This is a genomic window from Priestia sp. SIMBA_032, from assembly GCF_046535215.1.
GTDB lineage: Bacteria > Bacillota > Bacilli > Bacillales > Bacillaceae_H > Priestia > Priestia aryabhattai.
Genome location: NZ_JAWRXD010000002.1, coordinates 420,614 through 433,257, shown reverse-complemented (window position 1 = coordinate 433,257; position 12,644 = coordinate 420,614). Strand labels below are relative to the sequence as shown.

At 39.9% G+C, this 12,644-nt stretch carries 14 protein-coding genes; all 14 read right to left on the bottom strand.

What is annotated here, in order from left to right; genetic code table 11:
- Positions 1-8: 8 nt before the first annotated feature.
- The 14 genes from ahrC to spoIIIAE all read right to left on the bottom strand — a co-directional run bounded on the left by ahrC (position 9) and on the right by spoIIIAE (position 12,620).
- Positions 9-458 carry a transcriptional regulator AhrC/ArgR gene (gene ahrC / locus SB717_RS08185; RefSeq protein WP_013059136.1) on the bottom strand — a complete coding sequence of 150 codons (450 nt, stop codon included), beginning with the start codon at positions 456-458 and terminating at the stop codon, positions 9-11.
- A 161-nt stretch (positions 459-619) separates the two neighbouring features.
- A complete protein-coding gene (locus tag SB717_RS08180) occupies positions 620-1,447 on the bottom strand; it encodes a TlyA family RNA methyltransferase (protein ID WP_029714773.1) in 828 nt (275 codons plus the stop codon).
- Positions 1,444-3,345, bottom strand: a complete 1,902-nt coding sequence (dxs, locus tag SB717_RS08175; RefSeq protein ID WP_029714772.1) for a 1-deoxy-D-xylulose-5-phosphate synthase — start codon at positions 3,343-3,345, stop codon at positions 1,444-1,446. Before dxs ends, SB717_RS08180 begins: the two co-directional genes overlap by 4 nt.
- Before the next feature lie 320 nt (positions 3,346-3,665).
- A complete protein-coding gene (locus tag SB717_RS08170; RefSeq protein WP_410903557.1) occupies positions 3,666-4,562 on the bottom strand; it encodes a polyprenyl synthetase family protein in 897 nt (298 codons plus the stop codon).
- Complete coding sequence (locus tag SB717_RS08165) at positions 4,562-4,795, bottom strand: exodeoxyribonuclease VII small subunit (RefSeq protein ID WP_013059140.1); 234 nt, start codon at positions 4,793-4,795, stop codon at positions 4,562-4,564. Before SB717_RS08165 ends, SB717_RS08170 begins: the two co-directional genes overlap by 1 nt.
- A gap of 3 nt (positions 4,796-4,798) precedes the next feature.
- Positions 4,799-6,139, bottom strand: coding sequence for an exodeoxyribonuclease VII large subunit (xseA, locus tag SB717_RS08160; RefSeq protein WP_410903556.1), 1,341 nt, complete (start codon positions 6,137-6,139; stop codon positions 4,799-4,801).
- Positions 6,140-6,223: 84 nt separating this feature from the next.
- Complete coding sequence (gene nusB / locus SB717_RS08155; protein ID WP_013059142.1) at positions 6,224-6,616, bottom strand: transcription antitermination factor NusB; 393 nt, start codon at positions 6,614-6,616, stop codon at positions 6,224-6,226.
- Between the two features lie 221 nt (positions 6,617-6,837).
- Positions 6,838-7,239 (bottom strand): Asp23/Gls24 family envelope stress response protein, encoded by a 402-nt coding sequence (locus SB717_RS08150; RefSeq protein WP_013059143.1) that lies wholly within the window; start codon positions 7,237-7,239, stop codon positions 6,838-6,840.
- A 29-nt stretch (positions 7,240-7,268) separates the two neighbouring features.
- Entirely contained in the window at positions 7,269-8,621 is a 1,353-nt protein-coding gene (gene accC, locus SB717_RS08145; protein ID WP_098622856.1) for an acetyl-CoA carboxylase biotin carboxylase subunit, read from the bottom strand.
- 12 nt (positions 8,622-8,633) lie between these two features.
- Complete coding sequence (accB, locus tag SB717_RS08140; RefSeq protein ID WP_029714777.1) at positions 8,634-9,140, bottom strand: acetyl-CoA carboxylase biotin carboxyl carrier protein; 507 nt, start codon at positions 9,138-9,140, stop codon at positions 8,634-8,636.
- Positions 9,141-9,492: 352 nt separating this feature from the next.
- Positions 9,493-10,143 carry a SpoIIIAH-like family protein gene (locus tag SB717_RS08135; RefSeq protein WP_234483709.1) on the bottom strand — a complete coding sequence of 217 codons (651 nt, stop codon included), beginning with the start codon at positions 10,141-10,143 and terminating at the stop codon, positions 9,493-9,495.
- A 7-nt stretch (positions 10,144-10,150) separates the two neighbouring features.
- Entirely contained in the window at positions 10,151-10,813 is a 663-nt protein-coding gene (spoIIIAG, locus tag SB717_RS08130) for a stage III sporulation protein AG (protein WP_029714779.1), read from the bottom strand.
- The gene (gene spoIIIAF, locus SB717_RS08125; RefSeq protein WP_410903555.1) at positions 10,810-11,439 is read right to left on the bottom strand and encodes a stage III sporulation protein AF; all 630 of its coding nucleotides are present in this window, start codon (positions 11,437-11,439) and stop codon (positions 10,810-10,812) included. The genes spoIIIAG and spoIIIAF overlap by 4 nt, the downstream gene beginning before the upstream one ends.
- The gene (gene spoIIIAE, locus SB717_RS08120; protein WP_013059149.1) at positions 11,436-12,620 is read right to left on the bottom strand and encodes a stage III sporulation protein AE; all 1,185 of its coding nucleotides are present in this window, start codon (positions 12,618-12,620) and stop codon (positions 11,436-11,438) included. Before spoIIIAE ends, spoIIIAF begins: the two co-directional genes overlap by 4 nt.
- Positions 12,621-12,644 lie beyond the last annotated feature (24 nt).

The window sequence follows — 12,644 nt, the reverse complement described above, 5'->3', positions numbered from 1 at the left end:
ACTCACCTTTATAACATTTCTAAGAATCGGTCTGATATAATTTGCGTATCTTCAGGAGTACGGCAAATAATCAAACATGTATCGTCTCCACAAATTGTTCCTAATATTTCATCCCAGTCCAAATGATCAATTAATGCGCCAATCGCATTTGCATTTCCCGGCAATGTTTTCATCACCAACATATGCCCGGCTGAATCAATTTTTACAAATGCGTCCATAAGAGAGCGCTTTAACTTTTGTAAGGGATTAAAACGCTGATCTGCAGGCAAGCTGTATTTGTATCGACCGTCCATCAAAGGCACTTTGACTAAGTGCAGTTCTTTAATATCACGAGAGATTGTTGCCTGTGTTACATTAAAACCTTGGTTTTTTAAAATATCTACCAATTCATCCTGTGTTTCAATATCATTATTCGTGATAATATCACGAATTTTAATATGTCTTTGCCCTTTATTCATGTTGGCACCTCACATTAATATGTAATCTTCTTTTTGTTTTGTTGTTTATAAGTCTTTCACTAATTAAGTATCATAATGTGTTCAACTTGATTATGCACCTTTTGTATAAAGAGTCATAATCAAATCGCCAATGCTAAGTCTTTGCTTAACATTGGCCATTATTACTTTTTCTCTTTTAACGTCTTATGTGCTTCTTCGACCACTTCACGCACAGTAAGCGGGGCTTGATTGTCACCAAGTTCACGCTCGCCTTTCCAGCGCAGGTGAAGAAGAAATTCGATATTTCCATCTCCTCCTGTTATCGGTGAATACGACATGTTATATACATCGTATCCTTGACGAAGCGAGAAATCCACCATTCCTTGAAGGACTTCTTCATGCACTTTTGAATCACGCACGATTCCTTTTTTCCCAACTTGCTCTCTTCCCGCCTCAAACTGTGGCTTAACGAGCGCAACAACATCGCTGTGTGGAACAAGAAGTGTTTTTAACACAGGGAGAATGAGTCTTAAGGAAATAAATGATACATCAATAGAAGCGAATTCAGGCAAGCCTCTTGATAAATCAGCTGGGGTCACATAACGGAAATTTGTTCGTTCCATCACTTCTACTCGTTCATCTTGACGAAGCTTCCAAGCTAGCTGATTATAGCCTACGTCTAGCGCATAGGACATCTTCGCTCCATTTTGAAGCGCACAATCGGTAAAGCCTCCAGTAGAAGAACCAATATCAATCATGATTTTATCCGCTACATGGACATTAAATTCTTTAATTGCTTTTTCAAGCTTAAAGCCGCCTCTGCTGACATAAGGCATCACTGCACCTTTAATTGTCAGCGGCGTATCGCGTTCAATTTTCTCTCCCGGCTTATCCAAACGGACTTCATTCGCATAAACAAGTCCTGCCATCACTGTACGCTTTGCTTTTTCTCTTGTTTCAATCAAACCTCGTTCTACTAATAATACATCTACTCGTTCTTTTTTTGTCACTTAACTTCAAGCCTCTTTTGTGTTGGTGTTACGAGTTTTTTAACTCGATTTATAATCTCTTCTTTGGTTAAGCCAATTTCTTCTAAAAGTTTTGTTACACTGCCGTGCTCGATAAAGCGATCTGGAATCCCCATACGTTCAACGCGCGTATCATAATAGCCGTGCTCTGATGCAAACTCTAACACCGCGCTTCCAAAACCACCTTGAAGTACCGCTTCTTCCACCGTAATCACAGGCTTATTTGTTTGGAAAATTTCGTGAAGCATTTTTTCATCCAGCGGTTTAATAAAACGAGCATTGACCACTTTGACGCTGATTCCTTGCTTCTCAAGTTCTTCTGCTGCATCCATCGCCATTGAAATCGTTGTACCAAACGTTAAAATGGTTGTATCTGAACCTTCTTTTAATACGTCCCATGTACCGATCGGAATGTTTTTCAGTTCTGAATCTAGTTCAACACCTAATCCGTTTCCTCTCGCATAGCGCATGGCAATCGGACCTTCTTCATAAGTCAAAGCAGTGTGAACCATGTGCTGGCCTTCATTCTCGTCTTTTGGCATCATAATAACAAGGTTAGGCAAATGACGTAAGAATGCAATATCAAACACGCCTTGATGCGTTTCACCATCAGCACCTACTAGCCCAGCGCGATCAATTCCAATAAATACATTTAGCTTCTGGCGGCAAATATCATGAACCACTTGATCGTATGCACGCTGTAAAAACGTAGAATAAATAGCTAAAAAGGGCTTCATATTTTGAGTTGCAAGACCAGCGGCCATTGTTGTTGCATGCTGCTCTGCAATCCCAACATCAAACATGCGATGCGGAAACTCTTTTTGAAACGCTTCAAGTTTTGAACCTACAGGCATTGCTGGCGTTACTGCTACGATACGCTCATCTTCTCTAGCCATTTTCAATACCGTATCACTTACTAATTTACTCCAAGCAATCGGAACATTTTTGTCTTTAATAAAGTCACCGGACTCAATTTTGTAAGGGCCTGTACCATGCCACGCTCCGCTTTTATCGCTTTCCGCTGGCAAGTACCCTTTCCCTTTTTTCGTAATCACATGAATCAGTACCGGTCCTTTTGTTTTCTTTGCATATTGTAACGTTTCCAATAAATCGTCATAGCTATGGCCGTCAACCGGTCCTAAATACGTAAAGCCAAGATCTTCAAAGAACATGCCTGACACAACCATGTACTTTAGGCCATCTTTTACACGTTCTGCCGTTGCCGCGAGCTTACCGCCTACCGCAGGCACTTTTTTCAGTAAGACTTCAAGCTCATCTTTTACCCAATTGTATTTGCCCGCCGTGCGCAAACGCCCCAGAATGCTGTGTACAGCCCCCACGTTAGGAGCGATAGACATTTCATTGTCATTTAAAATAACGGTCATATCCGTTTGCTCGTGCCCGATGTGGTTGAGTGCTTCAAGAGCCATACCACCTGTTAAAGCTCCGTCACCAATGATAGGAACAATGTGAGCTTTTGTTTTTTGCAAATCTCTTGCTGCAGCCATTCCCATTGCGGCTGAAAGAGATGTAGAACTATGTCCCGTTTCCCATACATCATGCTCACTTTCATCTCGCTTCGGAAAACCGCATAACCCTTTATATTGACGGATTGTATCAAACTCTCCCGCTCGTCCTGTTAAAATTTTATGGACATATGACTGATGCCCGACGTCCCATAAAAATTTATCTTTTGGACTGTCGAACACTTTATGGAGTGCAAGCGTTAACTCAACAACCCCCAAATTTGGCCCTATATGACCACCAGTTGCAGAAAGCTTTGTAATTAAAAAACGACGAATCTCTTCACTTAGTTCTTCTAATTGTGTTACTGACATTTTCTTTAAAAACTCAGGATTTTTTATCGTTGTAAGATCCAAGGTGGATCACTCACTTTCGTACTTGTTATAAAGTTACCTTAATACATTGTCTATTGTTTTATACGTATAGTCAATTTTTAGTATTTCCTTATTACTTACAATACCTTTGATATTCTATCAGTAAACCAGTGATATTCAAAGGAAAATAGTGAAAAAATAGCCGCTAACACAAATGTGATAACGGCCACCAAGATATTGTATATGTCTTTCAAACCTATGCACTACGCTTTTATACAGTAGTAAAATTATTATAGCATAGCCCCTATTGGGACTCAATCTTATTTTACTGTATCACTCAAAAAACCTGACAGAAATCGTCATTAACTATCACGTTTTGCTATATATAAACAAATTTCTTCTAGTAATCCGTGCTTAATTTGAGCTTGACGTAACGAGAGAAGTGCTTGTTCAACATGATACTGTAACTTTTCTTTGGCCGCTTCCATACCTAATAAAGAAGGGTATGTCGTTTTTTCATTTTCTGTATCACTGCCAATTGGCTTTCCTAACTTTTCTTCAGACCCTTCCACATCCAAGATATCATCTTGAATTTGAAACGCTAACCCTACATGCTTACTGAATTCTTCTAATAATTCTTGCTGTAGAGGCGTTGCTTTTGCAAGAATAGCTCCTGCTTTTACACAAAATCCTAGCAGCTTCCCCGTTTTATGAAGGTGAATATATTCAAGCTCATCTAGCGTGAGCTGCTTTTTTTCACCTTCCATATCTGCAACCTGTCCGCTGATCATCCCTTCTGTTCCGCTTGCTTTTACCAGCTCTGTAATGAGCTGAAGTTTCATATGTGATGTAATCTCAGGATGTGCCGCTTCAGAAATGAGCTGAAAGCTATTTGTTAAGAGAGCATCTCCAGCTAATATAGCCGTTGCTTCGCCGTACACTTTGTGATTCGTCAGTTTACCTCTTCTTAAGTCGTCATCATCCATACTAGGTAAATCATCATGAATGAGCGAATATGTATGAATCATTTCCACTGCACAGGCTGTTTCTAACCCCATGTTCTCGTCTTTTCCAAACGCATGCAGCGTTGCAAACAACAGCACTGGGCGAAGTCGCTTCCCTCCTGCCGTAAGCGAATAAAGCATGGATTCCTTTAAGTTAACCGGAGCATGTAATGCTTTTACCACTTCAGGCAAGCGTGTTTCTACTCGATCTTTTGTAAAAGAAATATACTCTTTTAAATTCATTTCATTCACCATCACTCTTCCTCCTGTACCGAGAATGGCTCAAGCGTTCCGTCTTCACGTAAAATAGTTTCCATTTGCTTTTCAATATGCTGAAGACGATCGTGACAGAATTTTGAAAGAGTCATTCCTTCTTGGAATTGTTGAATTGCTTCTTCTAAAGGCACGTCGCCTTCTTCTAGCTTGTTTACGATGGTTTCTAACTGCTCCATCGCCTCTTCAAACGTATACTCTTTATTTGTCGCCATTTTTCATCGCTCCTCTATTTTCGAAACTTCACACTGCAACTGTCCATCGGTCAAACGAACGTTTACCACATCACCTTTGGATACTTGTTTAGTTGATTTAATTAACTCTTTTTCTTTATCGTATACTAAGCTGTAGCCTCTTTCCATTGTTTTTAATGGACTAAGCGTATGTAATTTTGACGTTGCCGTGGCAAATAAAAGCTGTTTTTGCTTTAGCAGCTGCTGCATCTCTTTTGTCAGCATTTTCGTCAGCTGCTGTTGACGGTCTGCCGCTTTCGTTAACTGATGCTCAGGGTGATTGCGCAACAAAGCGGCTGTTAGCTGCTCGTAGTTCGTCCGTTTATGCTCAATGTACCTTCTACCTTCACGATAAAAACGCTCCATCAGCTGATCTAACTGCTGCTCTTTTTGCTCGACCAACTTTTGAGGGTAACGAAAAGCATACGATTTCTGAGACCGTTCAAGCCTGCGGCTACTAGACTGAAGCGCTTCTTTCATCGAACGAAGGAGACGGATATTTCGCTGAGTCAATCTTTCTGTAATTTCACTGATATGAGGTACAGCCAACTCCGCAGCACCCGTTGGAGTAGGGGCTCGCAAATCTGCTACAAAGTCTGCAATTGTAAAATCGGTTTCATGTCCAACCGCTGAAATAACGGGAATAGTAGAAGTGAAAATTGCACGAGCTACGCTTTCTTCGTTAAACGCCCAAAGCTCTTCAATTGACCCGCCACCGCGGCCGACAATTAATACGTCTGCTTCTTTACGACGGTTCGCTTCTTCAATTGCCTTGATGATAGACGGTGCCGCATTCACTCCTTGAACGAGAGCGGGCATAACAATAATGTTCGCGTTATATCTGCGCTTTAATGTCGTAATAATATCACGTACGGCGGCTCCAGTAGGAGATGTAATCACACCTATTGTTGTTGGATACTTCGGAAGTTTCCGTTTTCTAGCAGGATCAAACAAGCCTTCTTTTTCCAGCTTTTTTTTCAGCTGTTCGTAGGCCAAGTATAAGTTTCCAACGCCGTCAGGCTGCATTTCTTTTACGTACATTTGATAATTTCCGCTTGGTTCATAAACCGAAATTTCAGCTCGAATAAGTACATTCATTCCTTCTTCAGGCTGAAAATTAAGCTGACGGTTATGCCCAGCAAACATAACGGCTGCGATACGAGCATTTTGATCTTTTAAGGTGAAATACATATGTCCTCGACTATGACGTTTAAAGTTAGAAATTTCTCCTTTAATCCATACATCTTGCATGTGAGGGTCTACGTCAAACTTACGCTTGATGTATCGTGTAAGAGCCGTAACGGTTAGATAACGCACTTCACTCATCCTTTTGCCTCCTTTGCAGTCACCCTCTCCCCTTTATATAAAGGAGAGAAGCATGTTAGTCACTTGATTTGGCAAGATGAACGTTTATTTAGATAAAGTTGTTAACACTTTAGACAATACGCCATTGATAAACTTGCTTGATTGATCATCGCCAAACGTTTTTGCTAATTCAATCGCTTCATTTAACGTAACGCTCGTAGGAATTTCTTCTTCATACTTCATTTCGTATACGGCAATACGCAGGATAACGCGGTCTACAGTAGCTACGCGATCTAACGTCCATTTTTCTAAGTGATTGCGTAAAAGTTCATCAATTTCTTGCTGATGCTCAACCACACCTAGCACAAGACTTTCTAAAAATTGATCAGACTTTTCGTTTTGTACAACATTTCCGATTGCCTCCATTGGCTCGGTTTGCCCTAAATCATGCTGAAATAGTGCTTGTAATGCTTTTTGGCGTGCTGTATGTCTTTTCATTATTTTTGCTCCTTTATTTATCTTCTTCAACTAGTATACCTAGATAATAGCATAGTTTATGAAACGATACTTCATTGTTCTTATACGAAGTTTGTAGAACACGAAAAAGACCGTCTTTATGACGAGACAGTCTTTTTCACTTTACCATAGCTTGTGTTGAAAAGGAACAAGTAATCATACGTTATTCCATTTTAGCAACAGCCGTTAGGTAAACATTTGTTTTATTCAACTTCTTCAATATCAGTTTTTTGCGTATCAAACTGAATCCCTACGATATGAATGTTTACTTCATCGAGATCAATAGCTGTCATATTTTTAAGGGCTTGACGAATGTTATCTTGTACTTGCTGCGCTACGTTTGGAATAGACACACCAAACTTCATCATACAAAATACGTCTACTTTTATCCCGTTTTCTGTTAAGTCCACTTTTACACCTTTACCGTGGTTTTTCTTTCCTAGTTTCTCCACAACGCCAGCTGCAAAATTTCCTCTCATTGCAGAAACGCCTTCTACTTCAGAAGCAGCAATACCCGCAATGACTTCAATAACCTCAGGAGCAATTTCTACTTTGCCAAGAGAATTTGGGTGTTCTTCCATTTCTAATACATGATTTTCATTCATGTACAGCACCTCCTATAGTTTATATTATACTAAGAATTCATTACGTCATATAGCTCAAGAAACTTCGTGTTGAATTCACCGCTAACAAATTTTTCATGATTTAATAGCTTTTGGTGAAAAGGAATAGTGGTCGCAACGCCATCGATAACAAATTCATCTAACGCGCGCTTCATTCGTTCAATAGCTTCCTCACGAGTTGGCGCATGAACAATCAATTTAGCCACCATTGAATCATAGTAAGGTGGGATTGCATAGCCCGGGTACGCAGCAGAGTCTACGCGCACTCCGTAGCCACCTGGCGGCAAGTACATTTGAATCGTACCTGGTGATGGCATAAAGTTTTTCTCTGGGTTTTCTGCGTTGATTCGGCACTCAATTGCCCATCCGTTAAATGTCACTTCTTCTTGCTTAAACGGTAAAGTTTCACCATTTGCTACTTTGATTTGTTCTTTAATTAAGTCAACTCCTGTCACCATCTCTGTAACAGGATGTTCTACTTGGATACGCGTATTCATTTCCATGAAGTAAAATTTGTTTTCACGGTAATCATAAATGAATTCCACGGTTCCGGCTCCTGTGTAATTAACGGCTTGCGCGGCTTTAACAGCAGCGTCGCCCATTAATTCACGCGTTTTTTCGTCTAACGCTGGAGAAGGCGTTTCTTCAATTAATTTTTGAAGACGGCGTTGAATCGAGCAATCACGCTCTCCTAAATGTACAGTATTTCCATGAGAATCAGCCAACACTTGGATCTCAACGTGACGGAAATCCTCAATGAACTTCTCAATGTACACACCAGGGTTACCGAAAGCTGTAGCAGCTTCTTGCTGCGTAATTGTAATACCTTTAACAAGCTCTTGTTCATTTTTCGCAACGCGGATTCCTTTTCCTCCGCCTCCTGCCGTTGCTTTAATAATAACAGGATAGCCAATATCATTAGCGATTGACATACCGTCTTCCACTGACTCTACAATTCCAGTTGAACCAGGAACAATTGGGACACCGGCTTCACGCATCGTTTCTCTCGCTACGTCTTTTGTTCCCATTTTGTTAATGGCTTCAGGACTTGGGCCTACAAATGTAACGTTACACTCTCTGCATAGCTCTGCAAAATCAGCGTTTTCAGCTAAAAAGCCGTATCCAGGATGAATGGCGTCACAGCCCGTTAGCATCGCAACGCTCATAATGTTTGTAAAGTTTAAATAGCTGTCTTTAGATGACGTTGGTCCAATACAATACGCTTCGTCTGCTAATTGTACATGCAAAGATTCGCGATCAGCTTGAGAATGAACAGCTACTGATTCTACACCTAACTCTTTACACGCTCGAATAATTCGAACCGCAATTTCTCCTCGATTCGCAATTAATAGCTTTTTAATCATATTTACCGCTCCTTATTCAGGCTTTACTAAGAAAAGAGGTTGACCGTATTCTACAAGTTGTCCATTTTCAACTAATACGTCAACGATTTCACCTTTAACTTCTGCTTCGATTTCATTAAATAATTTCATTGCTTCTACGATACATACAACCGAATCTTTTTGTACTTTATCTCCAGGCGTTACGTATACATCTGTTTCTGGCGATGATGACGCATAGAATGTCCCTACCATCGGAGATGTAATTTTATGTAAGCTTTCATCAACCGCTGGGGCCGCTTGTTCTTCTTTTGGCTGTGCAGACTGTGCTGCCGGGGCTGGCGCTGGAGCCGCTGCTGCCTGCGGTGCAGGTGCTGCCACTTGTTCAGGTGCCGAAACCACTACTTGCTGCGCTTGTTTGGAAACAATTGCGTCTTTTTTCTTCATCTTGATTTTGGAGCCTTCGTGCTCATAGGTGAACTCCTCGATTGATGATTGATCAACTAGTTTAATGATCTCACGGATCTCTTGAATTTTTAACATATTGAACACTCCTACCTCATGAAAATAGAATTCTCTACAATGTTAATAATACGATAAATGGCTACAGCCATTCAATTCGTTTGGCAAACATTAAAAAGAAGTTCCACTTACTCTATAATAACTTTTTAGGGTTATCGTTTTATAAATGGAAACATAGCTTTACAGATGACAATACGTATGAAAACATTTGTCACCTAGTACTAATATAAGATTATGAAACCTATTATAACCGAAGTAAAAAAAGAAAGCCATGTTAAAATTTTTACCGTCTCGCTTAGATTTTAGTCATTCCATAAAAAAAGAAGTGTAAACAACCCCAATTTTCGGCTGTTTTACACTTCTTTTATTCCCTTTATTTAGTTGGCTGAAACTCTACCGCTACTTCTTTTGGACCCATTTCTTTTTTGACTAGCTGAATGATTTGATTTGCTTTTGTTTTTGAGTGTTTTTCTGTCTTAACGGTAATTTGCACTTGTTTTCCATCTGCTCTTACTAGCGCGTCGCTGTATCCTTTTGCTTTAATTAATGTTTCCAGCGTTGCTTCTTTTTCACCGAGCTTTGATAATTCATCGATTTTATCCATTGCTTTGCTTACTTCTGCAGGCGTCACATTTTTTGATGCCGCTACTTCCTGATACTCTTCTTTTAATTGACTTCTTTCATCATTTAATTCCAAGCGAAGCGCCGTAAATAACTCGTCGCTATCTGTGCTTGATACAACCGCTGATTCTTTTGCATTTTTAGCCGTTTCCTTCTTTACATCTTCTGCTGAGCCTTCAGTTTTTGAATCCTCTTTTGTTCCTGATTTCTCATCTGCCTGTTGTTTTGTATCTTCTGCAGGAGCCTTGTCATCAGCCTGCTTTTCGTTTTGTTTTTCATTGTCTACTAGCGCAACATTACTCTGAGGATTTTCTGGCGTTGTCATATAGTACACCGATAACACAACAACTAAACTTAACATCGTTAATAACCAAACCGTTTGCTTTTTTAATAACATACTCATTTCCCCCTCATCCTTTTTTCGCTAATACTGCTACTCTATGACTTGGTATATCGAGCGCTCTTGTCACAGCTTCAATAATAGATTTCTTTACCTCGATATTATCAGCTCCTTTAGCGACAACTAACACACCTCTTACTTTTGGCTTTTCGGTTTTAACTACAACAGGCTTTTCTTGTTCTCCACTTCTTACAATGACCAGCTGTTCATCTGTTGAGGAATCTTCAACTTTACGAGTCCCTCCTTCACGGTCCGTTTCGTTGGTCGTTTGCGATTTTGTCACGCTGTTTTTTTCATATATTTTGGATTCTGTTGCATCTAGGTTCACAATTACTTTTACCTTACTTACGCCTCTAACTTGATCCAAAATATCTTTCAATTCTTCCTCATACCGCTCTTCATAACCTGTCATCGTTGTTGTCTTTTTGGAGCTAAAAGCGGGAACATCCTGTGATACCGGTGGTGCGCTGGTTTCTTTGCTTGCACTCTTTAATAATCCGCCTGAATTCATAGATGCTGTGAGTGAGTTGCTAAATACCATAAAGATAACGCCTGCAGCTAGTAAAATGCCTATATACATTAACTTTGAAGGTTTCTTCGTAGTTGATGACTGTTTAAGTGAAAAGAATCGCTGAAAAAATGATGGGTCACCTTTTTCTGGCTTTTGACTCATTTTGTGTCTCCCTCCTCCATATTCACAACAACTTGGCCTTGTTTTACATCCCATTTTGCTGCTAAGTAGTTGGATAATTTCTTGGATTCTGTTGGTTTGTTTGTTTCGATCGGTGTGGAGGTATCAATAGAAATAACTTTCACAGCTGAAACAACCTTGGAATCATCCGATGCTTTTTTACTTACGGCAACTGAAATGGATTTAATATTATCAGCGATAGGTTCGTCGTTCGGTTTTTTTGTTTCAATGTGAATTCGATCAATTGCTACACCATACTGATCCATCAACTCCTCTTTTACATCTGCCTCCATTTGGACAGCCATTTGTTCTAAAATATATGCACGTTGTGAAGCTTGTATTTCTTTTTTCTGATTTTCTATTGAATTTTCTACCTGCTGACCGGATCGAATAGATGATAAGCTAAGTGATTTCAGCATTTGATTAACATCCACTTTAAAAATTTGAAAAACGGGTGTAATAATAATCAGCATCAAAAGAAGTCCAACCACCAGCTTCGTATACTTCTGAAAACTAGAATTGGGCAACAGTAAATTAATAATGGTAGCTAATAAGATAAAAAGAACGATATTAGTAATCCACGTCGTTAAGGCCTGCAATTTCTTCACCTCACCATCATTGTGACGTTGCTCGCTGTAATGATGACCGTTAAACATAAGAAAAACATAAGCGAGACAACCGCAAGCGCCGCAAAAATATAGATGACGCTTTTGCTGATAATGCTTAAGCAGGAAATAACCGGTCCTCCTCCAATGGGTTGAAGAAGAGCTGCTGCTAGCTTATAGATAAAAGCGAGCGTTAACACTTTAATAGCCGGAAACGCGACGATTAACAGTAAGACTGCTACTCCAGCAATCCCTACTGAATTCTTTAATAGAAGCGAGGCACTGATGACTGTATCAGCCGCATCTGTGAACACACGCCCTACAACAGGTATAAAGTTCCCTGTGACAAACTTTGCCGTTCGAATCGTAATACCGTCAGCAACAGCTGATGTGGCACCTTGAACGGACAGCACACCTAAAAAGACGGTTAAGAATATTCCAAGCACGCCAATGCTTATATTTCTTAACAGCTGAGCAAGCTGTGTAACCTTATGCTCATCTGAAATCGTACTTACAATGCTAAGCAGTGCTGAAAGAAAGAGTAACGGCATTACTACGTATTGAATAAGCAAACCGCTTGTGTTCATTAAAAACAAAATCATAGGATGAAAAAAGGCTGCCGATACAACTCCTCCTGATGATGCCATTAAGGCCAGCAGCAGTGGCACCAGAGCTAAAATAAATTTGGTCATGGTCTCAATCGCTCCCGTTGCATAAGAGATAGCAATTTGAAAACTATTAAGAGCAATGATGATCAAGACCATATATACAAGCGCATACGCTACTTTACTTACGGTTTGCTGATTAAAAGCACTTTGGAGCGTTTGCAAAAACACGCTAAAAACCGTTAGCATAATGAGCGTACCGAGGAGCTTTCCATTCGCTAATACTTCGTGAAATAAAAACTTTACAAGACCTCCTAGCCATTCTTTAAGAGAGAACTCTTTTTCTCCTTTTAAAAAATCGACTAAACTTCCCTTCTGACTCTCGGGTAAAAAGCCACCGTATTGGGTAATAATATCGTCCCAAAACTGTTTGACTTCATCGATACCGAGCTTATCAATTTGTTCATTGACAAGTTCTTGCTGCTTCGGGGGTTCGGAAGCTTGTACATTTTCTGGAAAGAAAAAAAAGAGGAACAAAAGAAGAGCGAGTATATTCACTTTAAACGTCCACCGCTTCATTTCGTCACCTCATATTAAGTAAAA